This window comes from Mycobacterium sp. Root265 (assembly GCF_001428895.1).
GTDB lineage: Bacteria > Actinomycetota > Actinomycetes > Mycobacteriales > Mycobacteriaceae > Mycobacterium.
In genome coordinates this window covers 36,944-60,969 of sequence record NZ_LMJA01000001.1, presented here as the reverse complement: position 1 = coordinate 60,969, position 24,026 = coordinate 36,944, and the positions used below count along the sequence as shown (strand labels likewise).

Sequence of the window (24,026 nt, the reverse complement as noted above, 5' to 3'; positions counted from 1 at the left end):
TCAGAGGGTGCTGAGCAGGGCGTCCAGTTTCACGTAGCCCTCGGTCATACCGCCCTCCATGCCGGAGGACAGCAGCGCGTCACGGGCCTCGGTGTTGGGACAGATCGAGCGGCCCCGCAGCCGCGACCGGCCGCCACCGAGGTCCTCGAACCACAGGTACTCGATGTTGACCATGTCCGGGGCACCGTCGAACTCGAAGGTCTGCAGGATGAATTCATTGTCCCGGACGGTGTGGAAGGTACCGTTGAAACCGTAGGTCCCGCTGCCATCGGAGTGTGAATAGCGGTATCCACCATGGTTTTTGAAGTCCCATTCGGTGATCTCCATCTGCAGACCGTGCGGGCCGAGCCACTGCTTGACCAACTCGGGGTCGCTGTGCGCCCGGAACAGGGCGTGCACCGGCGCGTCGAAATCGCGGCTGAACTCCATCGCCAGCGTGTCCACCGGCGCGGTCAGGTCGAGTGCGTTGGTCATGGCGTCTCCTAGCTTTCGGTGGGTGGTTCTTCGGTGAGCGTCGCCAGCAGGCCGTCCAGCCGGCGGTAGGTGCGTTCGGCGTCCAGCCGGTACCTGTCGATCCATTCGGTGAGCCGTTCCAGCGCGGCGGCATCCAGGTGCACCGGCCGACGCTGCGCCTCCCGGCTGCGGGTGACCAGTCCGGCCCGCTCCAGCACCTGAATGTGCTTGGACACCGCCTGTTTGGTGATGTCGAACGGCGCGGCCAGTTCGTTGACCGTGGCCGGTCCCCTGGCCAGTCGCGCCACCATGGCACGCCGGACCGGATCGGCCAGCGCCAGGAACGCGCGGTCCAGGTCGTCGTCCAGCATGCCCATTAGTCAATCTTTCGGTTGTGCAACCAATTAGTTGATTACAACGATAGGCGACGGCGCCAACGGGGTCAAGGGACGTCGTCGTGCCGCGAATGTGGGGGCTATGTACGCACACTCGCGTTCAGATGTACACAGCGCTCACACTCGACCTAGCGCTTGCGCCGGATGATGGCCCGCAACTTCTCCAACCGGCTCGCGATCTCCCGCTCGGCGCCGTAGCTGGTGGGCTGATAGTAGTCGACACCCACCAGCTCATCGGGCGGATACTGTTGGGCGGCAACACCACCCGGCGCGTCATGGGCATATTTGTAGCCGACCGCGTTGCCCAGCTTCTGAGCCCCCGAATAGTGCCCGTCACGCAGGTGCGCAGGCACCAGGCCGGCCTTGCCCGCCCGGATATCCGCCATCGCCGCGCCGAGGGCGGTCGTCACTGCGTTCGACTTCGGCGCGGTCGCCAGATGCACCGTCGCGTGCGCCAGCGTCAGCTGCGCCTCCGGCATCCCGATCAGCGCCACTGTCTGCGCCGCGGCGACCGCGGTCTGCAGCGCCATCGGATCGGCCATCCCGATGTCCTCGCTGGCCAGGATCACCAGCCGGCGGGCCAGGAAGCGCGGATCCTCCCCCGCGGTCAGCATCCGGGCCAGGTAGTGCAGCGCGGCATCCACATCCGAGCCGCGCACCGACTTGATGAAGGCGCTGATGACGTCGTAGTGCTGATCGCCGTCGCGGTCATAGCGCACCGCCGCCTGATCCAGCGACTGCTCCACCACCTCGACGGTGACCGTGCCGCCCGCGCCGCCGGAGGTTTCGGCGGCGACCTCCAGCGCGGTCAGCGCGCGGCGGGCATCCCCGGCCGACAGTTTGACCAGCAGCTCCAGCGCATCGTCGTCGATGGCGACCTTGCCGGCGAGACCACGCTCATCGGCGGCGGCCCGCTGCAGCACGGCGCGGATGTCATCGGCGCCCAACGGCTGCAGCTGCAGGATCAGTGACCGGCTGAGCAGGGGGGCCACCACCGAGAACGACGGGTTCTCCGTGGTCGCCGCGACCAGCAGCACGATCCGGTTCTCCACGGCCGCCAGCAGCGCGTCCTGCTGGGTCTTGGAGAACCGGTGCACCTCGTCGATGAACAGCACGGTCTGCTGGCCCCGGATGGCCGCGTGGCGCGCCGTCTCGATCACCGCCCGGACTTCCTTGACCCCGGCGCTCAGGGCCGACAGCGCCTCGAACCGGCGCCCGGTGGCACCGGAGATCAGCGAGGCCAGTGTGGTCTTACCGGTGCCGGGCGGCCCGTACAGGATGACGCTGGCCGCGCCGGAGCCCTCCACGAGGCGGCGCAGCGGTGAGCCGGGTTTGAGCAGATGCTGCTGGCCGACGACGTCGTCGAGGCTGGCCGGGCGCATGCGCACGGCCAGCGGGCTGGCGCCCGTCGGCATATCGGCAGCGGCCGGCGCATCGCCCGGCATGTCGAACAAACTGTCTGACACGAGTTCTGCTTACCACGCCGAGACGACGGACTCTGTCAGGCCGGTGCCGTAATCGATCAGGCTGGTGCCGTAACGAAGTCGATGAGCTCCTCGACCCGGCCGATCAGCGCGGGCTCCAGGTCGTTCCAGTCCCGCACCCGGCCCCTGATCCGCTGCCAGGCGCCCGCGATGTCGGCCTGGGTGGCGTGCGGCCAGCCCAGCGCCTCGCAGATGCCGTGCTTCCAGTCGATCCCGCGCGGGATCACCGGCCACTGCTTCAATCCCAGCCGCGCCGGTTTGACCGCCTGCCAGATATCGATGTAGGGATGGCCGACCACCAGGGTGTTCTCCCCGCCGGGTCCGCGCCGGACGGCGTCGGCGATCTTGGATTCCTTGGAGCCGGTGACCAGGTGGTCGACCAGCACCCCGAGCCGGCGGCCGGGACCGGGCTGGAACTCGGCCACGATGGCGCTCAGGTCGTCGACCCCGCCCAGGTATTCGACGACGACACCCTCGATGCGCAGATCCGCGCCCCACACCTGTTCGACCAGCTCGGCATCGTGGCGGCCCTCCACGTAGATGCGGCTGGCCAGTGCGACCCTGGCCTTGGCGCCGGACACCGCCACCGAACCCGAGGCCGTGCGGGCCGTCGCGGCCACCACCTTCGGCTTGACCAGGATGACCGGTTTGCCCTCGACCAGGAAGCCGGGCCCCAATGGGAAGGACCGGACCCGGCGGTTGCGGTCTTCCAGGTCCACCCGGCCGCTCTCGATACGCACCACCGCGCCGACGAAACCACTGGACGGGTCCTCGACGACCAGTCCCTTGTCGGCCGGATGTTCGACCGAGCGCACGCGCGTACGCGCGTGCGGGTTCGTGGCCAGGATGTCGGAGCCGTAGCGATCAGTCACGCGGGCGATCCTAGAAACAGCGGCGCCGGAATCGGCGTTGCGACATGCCCCGGCGCGCCATCGTGATCGCCCCGTTGCCCGGCGAGGCTTGACTTGAAGCGCTTCAGGTTCGGCAGAGTGGTGCCATGGCCATCAACCTGTCCGAACCGGTGACCGCCGATCTCACCATCCAGCAGGTGGCCCGGCGCACCGGGCTGAGCGAATCCGCGTTGCGCTACTACGAGCGCATCGGGCTGATCGCCCCGGTGCCCCGCGATGACAGCAGCGGCCATCGCCGGTTCCCACCGGACCTGGTGGCCACCGTGGAATCTCTGGCCTGCCTGCGCGGCACCGGAATGTCGGTGCAGGACATGCGGTCCTATGTGGCCAACATGCGGGACGGCGATGCGGTGGATGCGCAGCAGCGCCTTTTCGCCGACCACGCGCAGCGGCTGGGCGACGAGATCGCCCGGCTGCAGGTGCGGCGGCGCTATGTCGCGGCCAAGGCCGCGCTGTGGCAGGCCCGGTGCGACGGCGACGACGCCGAAGAACAACGCCTCATCCCGACCATCGTCGAGTTGGGCAACCGACTACTGAACCAGGAGGCCACCGATGGCCGATGACACTTCCCCCATTCTTGTCACCGGAGGGTCCGGATTCCTTGCCGCGCACACGATTCTGCAGCTTCTCGGGTCGGGTCAGCGGGTACGCACCACGGTGCGGTCGGCAGGCCGGCGCGATGAGCTCACCGAGGCACTGGTCGGGGCCGGTGCCGATGTCTCCGCGCTGAGCTTCGCGATCGCCGATCTGACGGCCGACGACGGCTGGGACGACGCGGTGTCCGGCGCCGAGTACGTGCTGCACATGGCCTCGCCCTTCCCGCCGAAGCAACCCGAGGATGCGGGGGAACTCATCGGACCTGCGCGGGACGGCACGCTGCGGGTGCTGCGCGCCGCGGCCCGGCACGGGGTGCGCAGGGTGGTCCTGACGTCGTCGTTCGCCGCGATCGGCTACAGCCCGAAACCGTCCGGACTGCCCTACGACGAATCGGATTGGACCGACCCGGCCCAGGACAACAGCCCCTACGTGCTGTCGAAGACGCTCGCCGAGCGGGCGGCGTGGGAGTTCGCGGCCGAGCACCCCGGTGCCCCCGAGCTGACGGTCATCAACCCCGTAGGGGTGTTCGGCCCCGCGCTCGGATCGAACCTGTCGAGTTCGGTCGGCATCATCGCGATGCTGCTGTCGGGCCGACCCTCACCGCTGCCGCGCGCCTCGTTCGCGGTCGTCGACGTCCGCGATGTGGCCGACCTGCATATCCGGGCCATGACCTCGCCGGTGGCGGCCGGGCAGCGCTATCTGGCCGCTGCCGGTGCGGCGATGACGCTGCCCGAGATCGCGGCCACCCTGCGCGAGCGCCTCGGTGACGCCGCCGCGCAGGTACCGGTCGCCGAGGCCTCCGACGACGAGATCCGGGCCGCCGCCGCCGAGCGGCCGGAGCTGGAGGTGTTCGCCGGTCTGCTCGGGCCACCCAAACAGGTGTCGGCCGCCAAGGCCGTCGAGCAACTCGGCTGGCGTCCGCGTCCGGCAGCCGATGCGGTGACCGCCACCGCGGCGAGCCTGCTCAGCCGCTGACCGCGGCCAGCTTCGTCGGCGACGAGGTGATCTCGTCGATGACGGTGTGGATGAAGCGCATCTTCTCCAGCACCGCCGCGGGCAGCACGAACGGGTACAGGTCATCGCGGCCCATCGAACGGTTCACCATGTTCAACGCCCAGGACAACGGCAACCACATCTCGATGATGGTGTCGAATCCGCTGGGGCCCAGCGCCCGCCGGTCGAAGGTGGCGCCGGCCGGGGCGAGGCTGAAGGCGGCTGCGGTGTCCAGCGTGTCGCGGATGTGCAGATAGTGCGCGAAGGTCTCGGCCCAGTCCTCGGCGGGGTGCATGGTCGCGTAGGAGGAGACGAAATCGCTCTTCCAGCCCGCCGGTGCACCCTCGGTGTAATGCCGGTCCAGCGCGGCCTGGTAATCGAGGTCGGGATCGCCGAACAGCTCGTTGAAGCGCGTGAGGTAGTCCTGCGACGGGCTGACCAGCCGGTAGAAGTAGTAGTGCCCCAGCTCGTGGCGGAAGTGCCCCAGCAGGGTGCGGTAGGGCTCCTCCATCGCGACGCGCAGCTGCTCGCGGTGCACGTCATCGCCTTCGGCGAGGTCGAGTGTGATCACACCGTCGGCGTGCCCGGTGAAGACCTTCTCCTGCACACTGCTCAGCAGGTCGAAGGCCAGCCCGAACTGTGGGTCCTCATCCCGGCCGATGATCGGCAGCTTCAGCTCGTGCAGCTCGGCGATCACCCGGCGCTTGGCTTTCTCCGCACTGGCGAACTTGGCCAACGCATCTCTGTCGTTGTCGTGCGGCCGGGTACGGGTCAGCGCGCACGATGCGCACAGCTTGACGATGGGCCCCTTCTCCACCAACCAGTTGCATTCGGCCAGATGGAGATTCGCGCACAGCCGGTACTGCTGCTCATCGACCGCACCCGCGTGCTCGCTCTCCTCCTCGGGCGCGATCACCAGCAGGGCCATATCGTCGAGCGAGAAACCCAGCCTGGAACCGCACGACAGGCACTTCGAATTCTCGAACGCCAACCGCTGTCCGCAATTTGGGCAGTTGAAATCCCGCATGTCCGTCTCTTCCCCTATAACGCGGCCAGATCCGCGACCGCTTGAACGTGCCCCGTGCGGCTCGCGGCTAAACCACGCTGGACGGCGGGCCGGTCACATACGGCGCGACGTCGACGGAGACCTCGATCACGCTACTCTCCGAGTCTGTATAGATGATGCCGCGCAGCGGCGGGACGTCGGCGTAGTCGCGGCCGAAACCGACCACGATATAGCGTTCGTCGACCATCTGGTCGTTGGTGGGATCCAGCCCCAGCCACTGGTTCTGCGGGGTCCACACCGAGGCCCAGGCGTGGGTGGCGTCCACCCCGACCATCCGCTCCCGTCCGGGCGGCGGGTCGGTGGCCAGGTAGCCCGACACATAGCTGGCGGCGAGTCCATTGGCACGCAGGCAGGCGATCGCCAGCCGGGCGAAGTCCTGGCAGACACCCTCCCGGGCGGCCAGCACCTCGGACACCCGGGTGGACACCGTGGTCGACCCGGAGCGGTAGGTGAAGTCGTTGTTGATGCGGGAGTTCAGATCGCGCAGCACCTCGATCAGCGGCCGCTCCGGGGTGAAACTCGGTGCCGCATAGTCGCGTACCGCGTCGGTGATCTCCGCGGACGCCAGGTCGAGGGTGAACTCGGTGGCCAGCGCGCCGTCCGCTCCCACCGGCCGGGCGATCTCCCACGGGGCGCGTGCCGAACCGCCGCCGTAGAGCTCGGGGGCCGGCGGGTCGACCTCGACGATCGACCGGCTGGTGACGATCAGCGTGCGGTGCCGCTCGGTGACGTGGAAGTAGGAGCTGAGATTTCCGTAGACGTCGCGGCTGGTGGTGCTGTCCGTGGTGTCCGGGTCGATCACCAGTTCGTGGGACAGGCAGCGTTGGGTGTCGGTTTCCCGCGGCGTCAGGAAGCCCCGGCCGTAGGAGCTGGTGACATCGTCGGAGTACCGGTAGGTGGTGCGGTGGGTGATCTCGTAGGTACGTGTCACGGCAGCAGCCTGCGCTCATCGGGGCCCCACAGCGGCTGGATGCCGGTCGGCAGGGACAGGTGGGCGGCGGTGATCAGGTTGGACAGCTCCCGCAGGTCGGCGTGCAGACGATCGAGCAGTTCCACGAGTTCGGTTCGGCGGCCGTCGGATCCGACGGTTTCCAGATCGGCCGGGTCGACGCGGCGTAAGGTGGCGGCGATCTCGTCGGCCCAGCGTTCCGGCCGTGAGGAACCCGACGACGACGGCAGCCGTTTCAGGTTCGCCCGCAGCCGTTCCAGTTGGAACACCAGCGATCTGGGGTTCTCCTCGTCGAAGAGCACCAGGTCCGCGATCGCCGACACGCTGACCTTGCCCAGCGTGCGGCGCCGGTAGATCACCGAGGATTCACAGGCCACCAGCATGGACTCGGTGACGGTCTGTTCGGCTCCTGGCCGTCGCACCGTGGTCAGCGTGGCCCGCAGCAGTGCGGTCAGCCCGAGTCCACGCTCGATCCGCTTGCCGACGTCCATCATGGTCCAGCCGATGTCCTGCACCATCGACTCGGCGGCCATCCCCGACAGCGCCAACATCCCGGCCAGCGTCTGGGACTGCGCGGTCAGCAGGTAGGCGTCCCCGGCCGCCTGCGATTCCGGTGGGGCGCCGTACCGCTGGACGACGGCGCGTTCCACGGCGGCCAGCACCATCCAGGTGTCGTTGGACATTTGGTCGCGGACACCCCTGGCCGCCAGACCCAGCCGTTCCACCGATTGCGCCAGCGAGCCGGGACGGCGCCGGTCGGCGGTCAGCGCCCAGAGTGTGCTGGGCGCCACCGCGATCGCCTCGTGGTCGTCATCGCTCGCGCCGGTATCGGTTCCGGTGATCGAGCCGATGGCACCCAACAGCACCGGCACGCACTGGCTCTCCTCCATGTCCTGGCGGTACCGGTATTCGTGGTAGCGCTCGCGGGTGACGGTGAGCAGTCGGGCCATGTGCTCGGCACGCTCGGCGTAGCGGCCCAGCCAGAACAGATCGGACAGCACACGCGGCGAGCTCACGGCACGGGTCGGGCTCGGCGTCATGACCGGCAGGTCGACCGCCGGGGTCGGGATCGCCTTGGCCCGGTCCGGGGTGCGCACCCAGACATCCTTGGCGGCAACGGTATCCAGGGTGTAGGCGGCGTTCCCGGGGGCGGGCAGGAACCCCAGCCCGCCGATCAGCGGCGCGTAACCGCCGCGCTGGGCGACGGTGAACAGCCGGATGCCGACATCGGCTGCCGACACCCCGCCGGGATAGTAATCGGTTGGCGCCGAGGAGAATTGCGGGAGTTCCTGGCCCACCCACCGCCACGGATGGGCACTGATCCGGGCGGCCAGCAGTTCACGGTCGGCCACGGTGAGCGTCGGACCGACGATCGTGTGACCACCGGTGGCCGGTTTGATCAGCAGCGTGGACAGGTTGGCCAGCAGATGGGAACGCTCCACATCGGTGCCGCCCCAGTAGGTCTGCGGGGACGCCAATGTCGGGGTCTCCCCCACCAGCATCTCGGTCAGCCGGGGCAGGAAATGAAGCAGCCCCGGGCTTTCCAGGATCCCGCTGCCCAGGGTGTTGACCACGGTGACGGCGCCGCGGCGCAGCACCTCGACGAGTCCGACCACGCCAAGGCGTGAGTCGGCGCGCAGATCGAGGGGGTCGACGTAGGCGGCGTCGACCCGGCGCAGCACCACATCGACGCGCTTCAGGGTGCCCAGCGACCGCATCCACAGGGTGCCGTCGCGCACCACCAGATCAGCGCTCTCCACCAACGGGAAGCCCAGCACATTGGCCAGATAGGCCTGGTCGAACGCGGTCTCGGACTGGGTGCCGGGACTCAGCACCACCACCACCGGCTCCTCGGCAGCCTCGGGCGCGGCATCGATGAGGGCCAGCCGCAGCGCCTGCGCCCACGGGGACACCGGGCGCGGCGCGATGCGCTCGTACAGATCGGGTGCGGCGTGCGCGATGACGCGCCGGCCGGCCAGGGCGTAGCCGGCACCGGAGGGCGCCTGGGTCCAGTCGGCGTTGGCGCGGAAGGTGCCGTCGGAGGCCCGGCTGACATCGCAGCCGTGCAGGAACAGCTGGTGGCGCCCCGGTACCTCGATACCGTGCGCGGCACGCACGTAGGCCGGGTGGGCGAACAGCAGCTGTGCGGGCAGCGCCCCGCTGGTGATCGACTTGCGTTCGCTGTAGAGGTCGGTCAGCACGGCGTCGAGCAGCCGGGAGCGCTGCACCAGGCCGGCTTCCAGGGTGTCCCAGTCTGCGGAGGACAGCAGCAGCGGCAGCCCGTCGAGGCGCCACGGCTCGGCCACCGCGTCATCGGTGAGTGCGTCCTGATCGACGTGTACGAAGGTGATGCCGTCGTCATCGACGAGGTTGCGGACCGTGCCGCGCAGCCGGTCCAGCCCGTCGGGACCCCGGTCCCCGACGCATTCGGCGAGCTCCTGCCACGCCGGGCGGATGGTGCCGGTGGCGTCGATGAACTCGTCGTACCCGGCCCCCCGCATGCCCCGGACATCGAACAGCGCCTGCTGGGTGCGCCTGGCCCGGTAGCCGGCGAGCACGTCGACGGTGCGCGGCGGCGCGCCGGAGAGCCCGGAGTTGGGCTCCATCGAGCCGGTGCGAAGAACCATCAACGCAGAACGGTACGCACCCGGCGCAGGTCCAGGATGCCGGGCGCGCCCGTGTCGGTCGACTGGCGCGCCTGCTTCTCCCGCAGATCCGACATATCCACACGTCCGGGTGTGAATCCCGTCGCCTCGAAGCGGCGCCCACGCCGGGACTCGGCCTCCACCGCGTTGACCGGCGGGCTGTCATAGGCCCGGCCCCCGGGGTGCGCGACGTGATAGGTGCAGCCACCGCGCGATGTGCCGGTCATGGTGTCGACGAGTTCGAAACGCAGCGGACCGTCGACGGTGATGGTCGGGTGCAGCGCGCTGGGCGGCTGCCAGGCCCGGTACCGCACGCCGCCGACCTGGATGTCGGTCTTGTCGGTGGCCAGCAGCGGTATCGGGTGACCGTTCGCGGTGACGATGTAGCGGTGCCGGTCGGCGCCGACGAGGCGCACCTGGATGCGCTCCACCGAGGAATCGACGTAGCGGGCGGTCCCGGTTCCGGCGGACTCCTCACCGAGCACGTTCCAGGGTTCGATGGCACCGCGCAGTTCGATCTCGACGCCGTCGAACACCGCGGTACCGATGCGCGGGAACCGGAACTCGGTGAACGGGTCCAGCCAGCTGGTATCGAACTTCACGCCGTGCGCCCGCAGGTCGGCCGCCACATCGGCGATGTCTTGAATGATGAAGTGCGGCAGAAGGTATCGCCCGTGCAGGTTGTCGCCGTGCCGAATCAGCGGCATCTTGAGCGGCTCGTCCCAGAACCACGAGATCAGCGAACGCACCAGCAGCGACTGCACCATCGCCATTTGATGATGCGGCGGCATCTCGAACCCGCGCAGTTCCAGCAGGCCGAGCCGGCCGGTGGGACTGTCCGGGCTGTAGAGCTTGTCGATGCAGAATTCGGCGCGGTGGGTGTTGCCGGTGATATCGGTGAGCAGATGGCGCAGCGCCCGGTCGGTGATCCAGGCGGTGTCGGCGTCTTCCTCTGCCAGCCGGGCGATCTCGGCGAACGCGATCTCCAACTCGTACAACGATTCCGCGCGACCCTCGTCCACCCGCGGGGCCTGGGAGGTGGTGCCGATGAAGCGGCCGGAGAACAGATACGACAGTGCGGGGTGGCGCTGCCAGTAGGTCAGCATCGACACCAGCAGGTCGGGACGGCGCAGCATCGGCGAATCGGCGGGTGTGACACCGCCCAGGGTGATGTGGTTGCCACCGCCGGTACCGCCGTGGGTGCCGTCCACGTCGAACGCCTCCGTGGACAGCCTGGCTTGCCGGGCCTCCTCGTAGAGCGTCTCCAGCTGCGCCTTCTGCTCGGCGAAGCTGCTGGTGGGCGCCACATTGACCTCGATGACGCCGGGGTCGGGGGTGACGCTCATCGACGTGATCCGCCCGTCGCGCGGCGGTCCGTAGCCCTCGATGACCACCGGCACGGCGATGGCGGCCGCGGCCTGCTCGATCCGGGACACCAGTTCGACGAAATGGTCCAGATCGGTGGTGGGCGGCAGATAGACGTAGAGCACCCCGTCGCGCACCTCGACGACCAGCGCGGTGGTCGGGGCCTCATCGGCGTCCTCCACGGGTGCCGGCGAGTCGGCGACCGCGCCGGTGCGCAGTGCGGCGCGCTGCGCGGTCGGATCGGCATCGAAGTCCGGCCGTGGCGCCCGCCAGCTGATCGAGTTCAGCGGCAGCCGCAGGCCGGCCGGGGAATCACCGGCCAGCAATACGATTCGTCCGCGGCGCAGCTGCCAGTCGGCGCTCGCCCACCCGGACTCGTCGTCCCTGCGGTGCAGCGGCAGGACGTAGGCGGCGGGCTCCTCGGTCGATTCGTCGAGCCGGGCGAGCAGCTTGGCGCGCCGCGCGGTGTCATCCTCGGTGAGGTCGTCGCCGGTGGCGACGGGATCCCCGGCGGGGCGACGCACCGCGGCGGCCAGACGCTCCAGCGGGTCCTCGTAGGCGGCCCGCACCTGGGTGGCGGGCAGTCCCAGCCCATCGGCGATGAACCCGAGCAGGCGGGCGCCGGCATCGGAGGGCGCGTCATCGGCCTTCGCCTCCGCCCAGGGGTCTGCCAGCAACGTCGGATCGTTCCAGAGCGGCTCACCGTCGGTGCGCCAGATCAGGCCGATCTGCCAGCGCGGCAACGGTTCTCCCGGGTACCACTTGCCCTGGCTGCGCTGCACCAGGCCGTTGGGCGCCCACACCTTGCGAAGCCGCTCGGCCAGCACCGAAGCGCGCTCACGCTTGTGCGGGCCATCGGCGGTGGTGAGCCATTCCGGGTCGGTCTGGTTGTCGATCGACACGAAAGTGGGTTCGCCGCCGACGGTCAGGCGTACGTCACCGGCAACCAGACGTTCGTCGATCTGCGCGCCGAGGGCGTTGATGGCCTTCCACGCTTCGGGCGTGTACGGCAGCGTGACCCGAGGATCCTCGTGGATACGGGTCACGATGTTGGCGAAGTCGAGCGTCGATTCGCACGGCCCGACAGCACCGGTGATGGGCGCCGCGGACGCGGGGTGCGGGGTCGCCGACAGCGGGATGTGGCCTTCGCCGGCGAACAGGGCCGACGTGGGATCCAGGCCGATCCAACCGGCGCCGGGAATGTAGACCTCGGTCCACGCGTGCAGGTCGGTGAAGTCGGCGGCCGGCCCGGAGGGGCCGTCGAGCGCCTCGACGTCCGAGGTCAGCTGCACCAGGTAGCCGGAGACGAAGCGCGCCGCCAGGCCGAGCTGGCGCAGGATGGAGACCATCAGCCACGCCGAGTCACGGCAGGAGCCGATCCCGGTCTGCAGCGTGAAATCCGGTGTCTGCACGCCGGGTTCCATCCGGACGCTGTAACCCACGTCGGCCCGGACGGCGGCGTTGAGCTTCACCAGGAAGTCGATCGTGCGGGTGCCCGGCGCGGTGGAGAAATGCTGCACCCAGGACCTGGTGAGGTCACCGGGACCGGACCCGACGCCGTCCTCGTCGACCGGCCGCAGGAAGGGCTCCAGGTCGGCGAGCAGGTCCTCGGGGTATTCGAAGGGGAACTTCTCCGCCCATTCCTCGATGAAGAAGTCGAACGGGTTGATCACCTTCAGGTCGGCGATCAGCCCGACGGTGATGCTGAGGCTGCGGGCGCGGTTCGGGAACACCAGCCGGGCCACGAAGTTACCGAAGGCGTCCTGCTGCCAGTTGACGAAATGGTCGGCCGGTTCGACCTGCAGCGAGTACGCCTCGATCGGGGTCCGTGAGTGCGGGGCCGGACGCAGCCGCACCACGTGCGGGTGCACGTCCACCAACCTGTCGAAGGTATAGGTGGTCCGGTGCTCCAGCGCCACTTTGATTCCCATAGCGTCCGATCCCATCACAGGTAGCGCGGGATCGCATTGTGCGTGGCCGCGGGCGCTACTCCATCTCCGCGGTCAGATCGAAATCATAGAAGGCTTCCTTGACCGATTGCATAAGGGCCTCTTTGGTATTCGGAGCGCCGGGCTCCCAGGACGCCACCGAGATGCATACCGCACCCCCGACGGTGCCCGCGGCGACCAGCATCCGGCCACCCATCCGCTCCAGGTCACCTGCGGTGAGCCCGGGCTCCGGCGAGCCCGCGACGAACAGGTCCGCGGGGGTCCCGTCCGGGCGGTTGACCTCGTCGGGCAGCGGGCCGCTGTTGGAGGACCCGATGGGCTTGCCGACCTTGAGAACCAGCTTCTCCAGGCGGCGCAGCAGGAATTTCGGGGAGTACGGGACCAGCGGCAGCGGGGCCAGCAGCCACTCGCGCTTGCCGGCCAGTTCGGTGAGCGCGGCCTTGATGCCGGCCCGGATCTCGCTGAAATCGTCCGGCGCCCGTCGCCCGTCGGCCATCACCGTGATGGTGTTGAGTGCGTTGCCCCGGGTGTCGCCGTCGACGCGTTCGCTGACCGGCAGCGAGAGCATGGCCTTGCCGTCCGCGTCGACTCGCCCGACGATGGCGCCGACGCGCGCGGCGATGCCGGCCAGCAGCACATTGCTGGACCCACCGAGCGCCTTGGCGCGGGCCTCCCACTCGGCCTGGTCGACGCGCACCGAGATGGTCGGCAGGTGCACCGCCTGCTGCGGGTGCCGTACCGAGGAGACGGGCGCGACGGCCTTCGCCGATTCGGACAGTTCCGCAGACTGCTCACGGGCGATCCGTACCGCTCCCAGCGCCGCGGCCGGAACGTCGCGCAGCGCCCGCACGGTGGTGCGGGCGTCCTGCCGCAGCGCCTGCGCGCGGGTGCGCGACCGCGGAGCGGGGTAGTCGAGATCCCGGCCGGTGCCGTTGACGGCGTGCGTGATCGATTCGATCAGGGCGCCGGCGTCGGCGACGGTGTGCGACACCACCAGGGTGACCACAGCGCCACCTTCCACGAGTGGCTGAACCCCGATATGCCACGGCGGGCCGTACTCGGGGTCCACCGGCACGTCGGCGCGCTCGTTGACGAAATCCCAGACCTCGTCGCGGCGGCGCTCGGCCGCGGAGATGTCGATACCGCCCGGCTCACCGGAGGACACCCAGTGGTGGCGCCCGAACGGGAGCGACGAGCGTTCGACCCGCCTGCCGAGCAGCCCGTTTGCGAGATTGCGGTGGAACCGCCGCAGCCCGTCCATGTCGACGCCGCGCTCGTAGATCCACACGTACTGGATCACCGGCCCGCGGCGAAGCGCCCGCAAACCCAGGTAGGAACCCTGGTCCATATATGCCAGCGTGTTGTCAGCCGGGTACGTCATATTGCCGGGGCCTCTCTTGACACGGAAATATCCGTCGCCATGTGCGGGCCCCCCCGTACACCTGATCGACGTAGCTGACGAATTTTAACGAATCTGTCAATATCGCGGGCGGCAATGCCTGGAAGTCGGCCGACAATAACCCGAAACCGTCGCCGGCGGGCGGCTACACCTGACCCGTCGCGGGTGCCCCGGCCCTGCGGACCAGGCGCATCCCCAACTCGGCAAAACCCACGGAATGCCCTTTTTCGCAAACGATCTCGACGTGGGCCTCGGCATCGCAGCCGAGGTGGGTCAGCTGCAGCCGGCCGTTGTAGGGCAGATGCCTGCGGCCCCATTCGAACATCGAGAAGACCACCGGCATGAAGTCGACGCCGGCCGGGGTGAGCACATACTCCTGGCGCTCCCGCTGCCCGGATTCCCGGTAGGGCCGCTTTTCCAGCAAACCCGCGCTCACGAGCTCGGACAGCCGCGCCGAGGTCGCGGCTTTGGTGATGCCGACCCGCTTGGAGAAATCGTCGAATCGGGTTGTGCCGTAATAGGCCTCCCGCATGATCAGCATCGCCGACTTCTGGCCCGCCACGGTCATCGTCTTCTCGATCGGACACTCCCCGATGGCCGACCACGCGTCACGATCGGCCAGCGGGCCCTGCAGCACTGTCATGTAGATCACTCCGAAGCTGGGTTGTTGTAACTAGACCTAGGTGTTACATCTAAGTATAGAGAGCAGTACTCAGCGACGAGTTATTGAGGAGCAGAAATGTCGGGATTCTCGGATCGTGACGCGGTCATCGTCGGTGCCGTCCGGACACCGGTCGGTAAGGGGAAGGCCAACGGTGCGTTGCACGGAGTGCTGCCCGCCGATCTGCTGGCCCACAGCCTCCGCGAGCTGATCGCACGGACCGGCGTCGACCCGGCCCTGGTCGACGACGTCATCGCAGGCGCGGTCACACAGGTCGGCGATCAGTCGGTGAACATTGCCCGGAATGCCCTGCTGGGCGCCGGATTCCCGGAGTCGGTGCCGGGCACCACGGTGGACCGCCAGTGCGGGAGCAGCCAGCAGGCCATCAGCTTCGCGGCCCAGGGTGTACTCGCCGGGGCCTACGACATCGTGATCGCTTCGGGTGTCGAGTCGATGTCGCGGGTGCCGATGGGCTCCTCGGTACTGCCCGGCAGCGACCCGTTCGGCCTGGACATGGCCGCCCGCTACCCCGACGGCCTGGTACCGCAGGGCATCAGCGCCGAACTGATCGCCGCCAAGTGGAACCTGTCGCGCGTTCAGCTCGACGAGTTCTCGGCGAGCAGCCACGAGAAGGCGGCGGCGGCCACCAAGGCCGGCTTGTTCAACGCCGAACTCGCACCGATCGCCGGGCTGAGCACCGATGAGATCATCCGTCCCGGCACCACCGTGGAGACCCTGGCCGGGCTGCGGCCGGCGTTCTACAACGAGGCGTACGCGGCTCGCTTCCCGCAGATCAACTGGGAGATCACCCCGGGCAACTCGTCGCCGCTGTCCGACGGCAGCGCCGCGGTGATGATCACCAGCGGCGCGACCGCCAAACGGCTGGGTCTGCGTCCGCTGGCCCGGATCCACACCACCACCGTGGTGGGCTCCGATCCGCTCTACATGCTGACCGGCGTCATCCCGGCCACCGAGAAGGTGCTGCGGCGTGCAGGCCTGACGCTGGCCGATATCGACCTGTTCGAGGTGAACGAGGCCTTCGCGCCGGTCGTGCTGAGCTGGGCCGCCGATACCGGTGCCGATCTGGCGAAGGTGAACGTCAACGGCGGCGCCATCGCCATCGGCCACCCGCTGGGGGCGAGCGGCGCGCGCATCATGACCACCTTGGTCAATGCACTGGAGCAGCGCGGGGCCCGCTACGGCCTGCAGACGATGTGTGAGGGCGGCGGCATGGCCAACGCCACCATCATCGAACGGCTCGGCTGACCCCGAGCGCCAGTCCATGTCGGCGATCGGCTGACCCAGTGCCCCCCGCCGGTCGATACTGAGCCCACACACCGGATCGGGGTTCAGGGAGATGGCACCGACAACGCAGAGCCACGAGCGTACGACGTCCACGTCGGCCGATCCCGATGTGGACGTCGTCATCGTGGGCGCCGGCGCCGCGGGAATATGCGCGGTGCACAGACTCCGGAACTGCGGGTTGTCCGTGCGGGTCCTCGACTCCGCCGACGATATCGGCGGCACCTGGTACTGGAATCGCTATCCGGGCGCACGAGTCGACATCCCGAGCGTGGACTACATGTACACCTTCGACCCCGACTGGCAGCACGACTGGCAGTGGTCGGAGAAGTACGCCACCCAGCCCGAGATCCTGCGGTACCTCCATCACGTCGCCAACAAGTTCGACCTCCGTCGCGACCTGCAGTTCAACACCCGTGTCGAGGCCGCGCGCTGGGATGAGCAGGCCGCGCTGTGGCACGTCCGCACCGACCGCGGCAGCATCTCCTGCCGCTTCCTGGTGATGGCTACGGGGTGTCTGTCGGTCCCGAAACAACCCGACATCGACGGCATCGACCGATTCCGCGGTGAGGTTCTGTTCACCCATCGGTGGCCGCATGACAACGTCGACTTCACCGACAAGCGGGTGGCAGTGATCGGCACCGGGTCCTCTGGCGTCCAGACCATCCCCCGCATTGCGGCTCAGGCCCGGGAATTGGTGGTTTTCCAGCGCACGCCGAATTTCTCGATGCCGGCACACAACGGTCCGCTGTCGTTCGAGAAGCTCAATCAACTCGCCGACGAGACGACCTACCGCGAAGCGGCCAGATTCTCACGCGGCGGGGTTCCCCAAGAGCGCAGCATCACCCCGACGTTCAGCGTGTCCGTCGAGGAGCGCGAGCAGCGCTACGAGCGAGCCTGGCAGATCGGCGAACTACTCGAGACACTCAACGTGTACGCCGACGTGATGAGTGATCCCGCGGCCAATCGCGAACTCGCCGAGTTCGTCCGAAACAAGATCCGGGCCGCCGTCGCCGACCCGCAGATCGCCGAGCTGCTGTGCCCCACGACGTATCCGATCGGCGCGAAACGGATGTGCCTGGACACCGGCTACTATGCCACGTTCAACCAGCCCAACGTGACGCTGGTGGACCTGCGGCAACAACCGCTACGCGGCCTCACCGAGAGCGGTATCGAAACGGCCACAACATCATTCGACTTCGACGTGATCGTCTTCGCCACGGGATTCGATGCAGTGACGGGCGCGATCGTGGCAGTGGATATCACCGGACGGGGCGGTCGGTCGCTGAGGGAAAAATGGTCCGCGGGGCCGTTGACCTATCTGGGGCTGACCACCGCCGGGTTTCCGAACCTGTTCCTGATCACCGGACCCGGCAGCCCATCGGTGTTGTCGAACATGATGGTCTCCATCGAGCAGCACGTGGACATGGTGACCGAACTGCTCTCCGGCTTGCGGGCGCAAGGTTTCGACACCATCGAACCCACCGAACTCGCCGAGGCTGGATGGATGCAGCACGTCCAGGACTGCGCGGACATCACGCTGTTTCCGCACGCCGACTCCTGGTACATGGGCGCGAACATCCCCGGCAAACCACGCACCTTTCTGCCATACGCGGCCGGAGTCGATTTCTATCGCACCGCCTGCGACGAGGTGCTTTCCCGAGACCTCTTGGGGTTCAACCGATCCGGACTGGTCGGCGAAGTCTGTGTGGATGGCGTGGTGCGGCGGTTGCAGCCCGACGTCCAGATGGTCCTCGAGGAGGTGGGCGCACTGAACGCGCCGGCGTTGGAGTCGCTGACCCCCGCACAGGCGCGCGCCGCAATCGCCGAGGCTGCGTCGGTGCGTCCGCCGGGTCCCGAGGTCGGTGAGATCGTCGACGGTCTGTTCCCCGGAGCAACAGGCGATTTGAGCTACCGGCTTTACCGACCCCCGACTCCTGGCCCACACCCGGTTCTGGTCTATTTCCACGGCGGCGGATGGGTGCTCGGCGGTGCGCAATCCGACGATCCGCTGTGCCGGGACCTGTGTGTGCGCACCGACGCGGTCATCGTCTCGGTGGACTATCGCCACGCGCCCGAGCACCCCTTCCCCGCCCCGGTCGAGGACGGCTTGGCCGCGGTGCGCTGGGTCGCCGACAGCGCAGCTCAACTCGGCGGCATCGCGGACCGTGTGATGGTCGGCGGCTGGAGCGCAGGTGCCGGGATAGCCGCCGTGGTGTGCCGGCTCGCGCACGAGGCGGCCGCACCTGCCATCCTCGGCCAGGTCCTGCTGGCGCCGGTGACCGACACCGACACCGACCGCGCCTCCTACTCCGACAACGGCCACGGTTACGACCTGGACGGGTCACTGATGCGGTGGTTCCTCGACCAGTACTCGGATCCATCGGACCGCAACGACCCGCGCATCTCGCCGCTGCGCGCGGTGGATCTGACCGGGCTTCCACCGGCGGTGGTGTTGACATGCGAGTTCGACGTATTGCGTGATGAGGGTGCCGCCTACGCCGCCGCCCTTGCTGCGGCGGGAGTGCCCACCGAACACATCCGCGCCCGAGGTCACACGCACTGCTCGCTGACCATGGTCGACATCGTGCTCTCCGGGGCCCCGGTACGCGAAGAACTCGCCGCCGCCGTGCGCCGGTTGATCACCGAGCCCGTACCCGCGTCGCGTTAACGCGCCACCGCCATCGACCGCCGATGTCGATGTTGACTGATCATGATCACCACTCGATCTTCGGCGCCAGCCCGAAATCGCCGAATGCCGCGGTGACGGCATCCGCCAGGGCAGGCGCCGAGTTCGGACCGCCGACCTTCCACGACGCGATGCTGATGGCGACGACGCCGTTGGTGATGGTGACCCCTAGTGCCAGGTGTCCACCGCGGCGTGCGAAAGCCGTTTCGGTGACCCCGTTCTCGATCATCCGACCGATGAAGAAGTCCGCCTCGGTACCGTCGATCCGGCTCAACGCGGGCGGCATGTCACCGGCATTCGAACAGCCGATCGGCTGACCTTCCTGCAACACCGCCTTTTCCACCTGTGCCATCAGGAACTTGGGCACGAACGGGATCAGCGGCAGCGGCGCCATCATGGCGTCCCGGGTCGCCTGCATCTCGACGAGGGCGTCCTTGACGGCCTTACGCATCGGCCCGAGATCGGTCACCACGGTGTTCGGATCCACGGTCATGACGTTCAGCGCGTTACCGCGGGTGTCCACACGGACTGCCCGACGGGGCCGCGCCGCAGGGCCCGCAGCGCGATGTACGACGCGTGGTCCATGTAGTCGACCATGTTCCGCGCGCCGGGTTTCCCGGCAAGACGGTTCCGCACAACAGCCCCCGCAAAGAGTCCGGCCGTCTGCGGTCTGGCAAGCGGCGCTCAGCAATATCGCAGGTGAGCGTACTGCACTACACAGCGGACACTCAGGGTTTGGCAAACTCCCCGATGCGCCGGATCAGGCGCGCACGAGCTCGAACAGCGGGATGGCCCGCGAGGTCTTGGCCTGGTACTCGGCGAACACCGGCGCCTTTTCGACGATCTTGGGATAGGTCGCGTCGCGCTCGTCGTCGGGCAGTTCCCGGGCGGTCACGTCGTAGGCGTCGGTGCCGATCTCGATGTGCGCCTTCGGATCGGCCCGCAGGTTGTGCACCCACGCCGGGTTGCTCGGGGCACCGGCGTAGGACCCGACGATGAGCACCTTGCCGTCGATCTCCAGGTAGGCCAGCGGCGAGAGCCGGGGCTGACCCGACTTGGCGCCGACGGTGTGCAGCAGGATCAGGGTGCCGCCCTCGAACGGTCCGCCCACCTTGCCGGCGTTCGCGCGGAACTCCTCGACCACGCCGCGGTTGAAGTCGTCGAGCACCGATGCGTCGGCGATCAGCTTTTCCTTGTCGAAGCCGTTTTCAGGTTCGGTCATGCCTTGTCCAGCTTCTCCGGCTTGGCGTCTATTCCCGCTTCTTTACGCTGCTGCGCGGTGATCGGGGCGGGCGCGTCGGTCAGCGGGTCCACCCCACCGCCGGACTTCGGGAACGCGATGACCTCGCGAATCGAGTCGACCCCGGCCAGTAGCGCGGTGATGCGGTCCCAGCCGAAGGCGATGCCGCCGTGCGGTGGCGCGCCGAAGGTGAAGGCGTCCAAGAGGAATCCGAACTTGTCCTGGGCTTCATCGTGATCGATGCCCATCATCGCGAAGACCCGCTCCTGGACGTCGCGGCGGTGGATACGGATCGACCCGCCGCCGATCTCGTTGCCGTTGCACACGATGTCGTAGGCATTGGCCAGAGCGGTGCCGGGCTCGGTGTCGAAGGTGGCCTCGTACTGCGGCTGGGGCGCAGTGAATGCGTGGTGCACGGCGGTCCAGGCACCGGAGCCGACGGCGACGTCACCGGAGGCCGTCGCGTCGTCGGCGGGCTCGAACAGCGGCCAGTCCACCACCCAGGTGAACGCCCAGGCGGCGGGATCGATCAGATCCAGCCGCTTGGCGATCTCGATGCGGGTCGCACCGAGCAGCGCCCGGCCCGCCTTCGCCGAACCCGCCGAGAAGAAGATGCAGTCCCCCGGCCGGGCGCCGACGTGAGCCGCCAGCCCGGCGCGCTCGGCGTCGGTCAGGTTCTTGGCGACCGGGCCGGCCAGTTCACCGTCCTCGCCGACCAGCACATAGGCCAGGCCCTTGTGTCCGCGCTGCTTGGCGAACTCCTGCCAGCCGTCCAGGGTGCGGCGCGGCTGGGACGCCCCGCCTGCCATCACGACGGCGCCGACGTAGTCGGCCTGGAACACCCGGAAGGTGGTGTCCTTGAAGTACTCGGTGCACTCCACGAGTTCCACCTCGAAGCGCAGATCGGGCTTGTCCGAGCCGAACCGGCGCATGGCGTCGGCGTAACTGATCCGCGGCAGCGGCGTCGGCAGGTCGTAGCCCACCAGCGCCCACAGCGCCTTGAGGATCTCTTCGGAGACCGCGATGACGTCATCGGCCTCGACGAAGCTCAGCTCCATGTCGAGCTGGGTGAACTCGGGCTGGCGGTCGGCCCGGAAGTCCTCGTCGCGGTAACAGCGCGCGATCTGGTAGTAACGCTCCATGCCCGCGACCATCAGCAACTGCTTGAACAGCTGCGGGCTCTGCGGCAGCGCGTAGAACGAGCCGGGCTGCAGGCGCGCGGGCACCAGGAAGTCGCGGGCGCCTTCGGGAGTCGACCGGGTGAGCGTCGGGGTCTCGATCTCCACGAAGTCATGCGCGGCCAGCACGCCGCGGGCGGCGGCATTCACCTTGGAGCGCAACCGGATTGCGTTACCCGGCCCCTCGCGGCGCAGATCCAGATAGCGGTAGCGCAGGCGAGCTTCCTCACCGGCGGTCTCATCGAGCTGGAACGGCAGCGGTGCGCTCTCCCCTAGCACCGTCAGCTCGGTGGCGTTGACCTCGATGTCACCGGTGGCGATATCGGTGTTCGCGTTGCCCTCGGGGCGCACCTCGACGACGCCCGTCACCGCGACGCAGAATTCGGCCCGCAACCGGTGCGCCTGCTCCAGCACCGCCGCGTCCCGGAAGACGACCTGAGCTGTCCCCTGCCAACTCCCCGAGTCGCTTCTCTCCTGCCCGCCGGCAGCGTCGCGCAGGTCGATGAAGATGACACCGCCGTGGTCGCGCCGGCGCGCCACCCAGCCCGCCAGGGTCACCGTCTGACCGGCGTCGGTGGACCGCAACGATCCGGCGGCATGGCTGCGCAGCACAAAAACTCCTCATGACGATGGGTGGAACGACAGCTCAGTCTAATGGGGTGGCTGCGGCGCCCGACGACCGCAGTCCGCGGCTGGTCACGGGCCCGGCTAGGGTCAGCGGGTGGCGAAAATGTACCCGTGCGAGCGCGTCGACCTGGATTTCATCTCCGATGCCCCGTTCCGCTTCGTCAGCACCGTCGACCTGGCCGTCACGCCCGAGCAGCTGTTCGAGGTGCTCTCCGATGCCGGGTCGTGGCCGCAGTGGGCCAGTGTCATCACCGACGTGGCCTGGACCAGTCCGCAGCCCTATGACATCGGCACCACCCGCACCGTCACGATGCGCGGCGGGATCATCGGTCACGAGGAGTTTCTCGCCTGGGAGCCCTACAGCCACATGGCTTTTTGCTTCAACGATGCGTCGACGACCAGCATCGCCGCCTTCGCCGAGGATTACTGGATCGTGCCGACCGACGAAGGTTGCCACCTGACCTGGGTGATGGCGATGAAGCCGAACGGCACCGCCGCGCGGCTGGGTATGTCAGCGGGAAAACCGTTGATGGCGTGGATGTTTCAGCGGTTCCTGAACAACCTCCGCCGATACACCGACACGCACTACGGCTAGTACACCCCGTCCCAGGCCGCGCGCCGGATCGCATCGGGATCCTCGACGGTGACATCGCGGGACGAGCGGATCACCAGGGTGCGCCGGTCCTTCGCGTCATAGCGCGGCCACTCGCTGAGTCCATCGGTGGCGAAGTCCAGCCAGGTGCGCTGCATCCGCCTGCCCACCGAGGGTTGCACCCGACGACCCAGTGGATGCAGCTTGCGACCGAGGTAGGAGCTATAGCTGTGCTGGATGTGCACGATCTCACTGCCGTGGGTCGCGCCGAGACCGAGCGCCTTCAGCGTCCACGTGGTGTGGTCGAAGCGGTACACGTGGGTGGGCGCATCGGCGCTGTAGGCATCGGCGAACGCCCAGGTGGGCGCGCCGAACATGGCGTCGGAACCGAAATCGACCAGCGCCCGCCTGCGCGGGAAACCCGGGTATGCGGCCAGTACCCGATCCCTGGCCTGCGGCGCCCGGCGCGCGAAGAAGCCGTCGATGCCTGCGGCCGTGGTGGGCAGCATGGGGGGCTTGCCCCAGGCGAACATCGACGCCTCATGGCTGTTGGTCCCGATGATCAATGGGATTGTGGCCACCCGCCCCAAACGCGCCGCGTCGATCGGATGGTGCGGTAGCAGGTCGACACCGTGGGTCAGTCCGTACGCCAGGGTGGGTGTCTGGGCCGCGCTCTCCAACTGGATCTGACCGGCGGCGCGGCGCAGCTTGCGCTGCGGCAGCGCCTTGATCTCGTCGATCCCGACGCCGAGTTCGGCGAGGAACGCATGCGACTGGCGGGCCCTGCTCTCCCGGTCGGCGATCAGCGGGAGCGCCGGACTCTGCGCGATGGCCCGGTCGAACAGGCCCTCGGCGGCCGGGCTGGCCAGCAACGCGAGCACCGACGTCGCACCCGCCGATTCACCGAACACCGTCACCTGTCCGGCATCTCCGCCGAACGCTCCGATGTTCTCCCTGATCCAGCGCAGCGCCGCGAGCTGATCACGCAGACACAGGTTGTCATCGAAACCGGGCCCGAGATCGCCGAGCTCGAATCCGCCGAAGACGCCGAGCCGATAGGTCACGTTGACCACGACGACGTTGCCGTTGGCCGCCAGCCGGGAGCCGTTGTAGAGCTGAAGTTGGCCGGCGCCGTATACGAACGCGCCACCGGGAATCCACACCATCACGGGCAACGATGCGGACACATCGGGTGACCAGATGGTGACGGTCAGGCAGGCCTCGTCGCGCATCTTCGGGTCGTCGCGGCCACCACCGACAAAGGAGCGACCCTGCGGCGGCAGCGGGCCGTGATCGATCGCGTCCCGCACCCCCGACCACGGCTGCAGCGGACGGGGCGCCATGAAGCGCAGATCGTCCACGGGTTGTTCGGCGTAAGCGACGCCGCGCCAGACGCCCACCCCGCCGTCGGTGGCACCTCGGAGCAGTCCATGGGTCGTCTCCACGATCGTCGTCAGTTCGGCGACAGGGGGCACCCCTGAATCGTAGTGTGGAAAGCTGAGCCCGGCTCGGACCAGGCGGCGGGTGCCGA

The 24,026-nt window shown here is 68.4% G+C and carries 19 protein-coding genes; 5 read left to right on the top strand and 14 right to left on the bottom strand.

Annotated elements, in window-relative coordinates:
• The 4 genes from ASE48_RS00270 to ASE48_RS00255 form a co-directional block, all read right to left on the bottom strand.
• Positions 1 to 474, bottom strand: coding sequence for an SRPBCC family protein (locus ASE48_RS00270; protein ID WP_057165010.1), 474 nt, complete (start codon positions 472 to 474; stop codon positions 1 to 3).
• Between the two features lie 8 nt (positions 475 to 482).
• Entirely contained in the window at positions 483 to 830 is a 348-nt protein-coding gene (locus tag ASE48_RS00265) for an ArsR/SmtB family transcription factor (protein WP_057165009.1), read from the bottom strand.
• A 146-nt stretch (positions 831 to 976) separates the two neighbouring features.
• Positions 977 to 2,293 (bottom strand): replication-associated recombination protein A, encoded by a 1,317-nt coding sequence (locus tag ASE48_RS00260; protein ID WP_200962041.1) that lies wholly within the window; start codon positions 2,291 to 2,293, stop codon positions 977 to 979.
• Between the two features lie 77 nt (positions 2,294 to 2,370).
• Positions 2,371 to 3,204 (bottom strand): DUF3097 domain-containing protein, encoded by an 834-nt coding sequence (locus ASE48_RS00255; RefSeq protein ID WP_057165007.1) that lies wholly within the window; start codon positions 3,202 to 3,204, stop codon positions 2,371 to 2,373.
• 125 nt (positions 3,205 to 3,329) lie between these two features.
• Here ASE48_RS00255 and ASE48_RS00250 point away from each other — a divergent pair, with 125 nt between their 5' ends.
• Positions 3,330 to 3,806 (top strand): MerR family transcriptional regulator, encoded by a 477-nt coding sequence (locus ASE48_RS00250; protein ID WP_057165006.1) that lies wholly within the window; start codon positions 3,330 to 3,332, stop codon positions 3,804 to 3,806.
• Entirely contained in the window at positions 3,796 to 4,815 is a 1,020-nt protein-coding gene (locus tag ASE48_RS00245) for an SDR family oxidoreductase (RefSeq protein WP_057165005.1), read from the top strand. Before ASE48_RS00250 ends, ASE48_RS00245 begins: the two co-directional genes overlap by 11 nt.
• Here the strand turns inward: ASE48_RS00245 and ASE48_RS00240 are convergent.
• From ASE48_RS00240 to ASE48_RS00215, 6 genes are all read right to left on the bottom strand, one after another.
• Positions 4,805 to 5,860 (bottom strand): zinc-binding metallopeptidase family protein, encoded by a 1,056-nt coding sequence (locus ASE48_RS00240; RefSeq protein WP_057165004.1) that lies wholly within the window; start codon positions 5,858 to 5,860, stop codon positions 4,805 to 4,807. The two genes, ASE48_RS00245 and ASE48_RS00240, sit on opposite strands and share 11 nt — an antisense overlap.
• A gap of 67 nt (positions 5,861 to 5,927) precedes the next feature.
• Positions 5,928 to 6,830 (bottom strand): transglutaminase family protein, encoded by a 903-nt coding sequence (locus ASE48_RS00235; RefSeq protein ID WP_057165003.1) that lies wholly within the window; start codon positions 6,828 to 6,830, stop codon positions 5,928 to 5,930.
• The gene (locus ASE48_RS00230; RefSeq protein WP_057165002.1) at positions 6,827 to 9,475 is read right to left on the bottom strand and encodes a circularly permuted type 2 ATP-grasp protein; all 2,649 of its coding nucleotides are present in this window, start codon (positions 9,473 to 9,475) and stop codon (positions 6,827 to 6,829) included. The genes ASE48_RS00235 and ASE48_RS00230 overlap by 4 nt, the downstream gene beginning before the upstream one ends.
• The gene (locus ASE48_RS00225) at positions 9,475 to 12,789 is read right to left on the bottom strand and encodes a transglutaminase family protein (protein ID WP_057165001.1); all 3,315 of its coding nucleotides are present in this window, start codon (positions 12,787 to 12,789) and stop codon (positions 9,475 to 9,477) included. Before ASE48_RS00225 ends, ASE48_RS00230 begins: the two co-directional genes overlap by 1 nt.
• Before the next feature lie 55 nt (positions 12,790 to 12,844).
• Positions 12,845 to 14,188, bottom strand: a complete 1,344-nt coding sequence (locus ASE48_RS00220) for a hypothetical protein (protein ID WP_057165000.1) — start codon at positions 14,186 to 14,188, stop codon at positions 12,845 to 12,847.
• 163 nt (positions 14,189 to 14,351) lie between these two features.
• Positions 14,352 to 14,849 carry a winged helix-turn-helix transcriptional regulator gene (locus ASE48_RS00215; protein ID WP_057165541.1) on the bottom strand — a complete coding sequence of 166 codons (498 nt, stop codon included), beginning with the start codon at positions 14,847 to 14,849 and terminating at the stop codon, positions 14,352 to 14,354.
• 96 nt (positions 14,850 to 14,945) lie between these two features.
• Between ASE48_RS00215 and ASE48_RS00210 the strand changes: the two genes are divergently transcribed.
• Together ASE48_RS00210 and ASE48_RS00205 are read left to right on the top strand one after the other, a co-directional pair.
• Complete coding sequence (locus tag ASE48_RS00210) at positions 14,946 to 16,133, top strand: thiolase family protein (RefSeq protein WP_057164999.1); 1,188 nt, start codon at positions 14,946 to 14,948, stop codon at positions 16,131 to 16,133.
• 91 nt (positions 16,134 to 16,224) lie between these two features.
• Positions 16,225 to 18,840, top strand: coding sequence for a flavin-containing monooxygenase (locus tag ASE48_RS00205; RefSeq protein WP_057164998.1), 2,616 nt, complete (start codon positions 16,225 to 16,227; stop codon positions 18,838 to 18,840).
• Between the two features lie 46 nt (positions 18,841 to 18,886).
• On the opposite strand, the gene ASE48_RS00200 is transcribed toward ASE48_RS00205, so the two are convergent.
• The 3 genes from ASE48_RS00200 to aspS all read right to left on the bottom strand — a co-directional run bounded on the left by ASE48_RS00200 (position 18,887) and on the right by aspS (position 21,888).
• On the bottom strand, positions 18,887 to 19,381 hold the full coding sequence (locus ASE48_RS00200; protein ID WP_057164997.1) for a hypothetical protein: 495 nt from the start codon (positions 19,379 to 19,381) through the stop codon (positions 18,887 to 18,889).
• A 237-nt stretch (positions 19,382 to 19,618) separates the two neighbouring features.
• Entirely contained in the window at positions 19,619 to 20,080 is a 462-nt protein-coding gene (locus ASE48_RS00195; protein ID WP_057164996.1) for a nitroreductase family deazaflavin-dependent oxidoreductase, read from the bottom strand.
• The gene (aspS, locus tag ASE48_RS00190) at positions 20,077 to 21,888 is read right to left on the bottom strand and encodes an aspartate--tRNA ligase (protein ID WP_057164995.1); all 1,812 of its coding nucleotides are present in this window, start codon (positions 21,886 to 21,888) and stop codon (positions 20,077 to 20,079) included. The genes ASE48_RS00195 and aspS overlap by 4 nt, the downstream gene beginning before the upstream one ends.
• 118 nt (positions 21,889 to 22,006) lie before the next feature.
• On the opposite strand from aspS, the gene ASE48_RS00185 reads away from it, so the two are divergent.
• On the top strand, positions 22,007 to 22,498 hold the full coding sequence (locus ASE48_RS00185; protein ID WP_057164994.1) for an SRPBCC family protein: 492 nt from the start codon (positions 22,007 to 22,009) through the stop codon (positions 22,496 to 22,498).
• Here the strand turns inward: ASE48_RS00185 and ASE48_RS00180 are convergent.
• Entirely contained in the window at positions 22,495 to 23,970 is a 1,476-nt protein-coding gene (locus tag ASE48_RS00180; protein ID WP_057164993.1) for a carboxylesterase/lipase family protein, read from the bottom strand. The genes ASE48_RS00185 and ASE48_RS00180 overlap by 4 nt on opposite strands.
• Positions 23,971 to 24,026 lie beyond the last annotated feature (56 nt).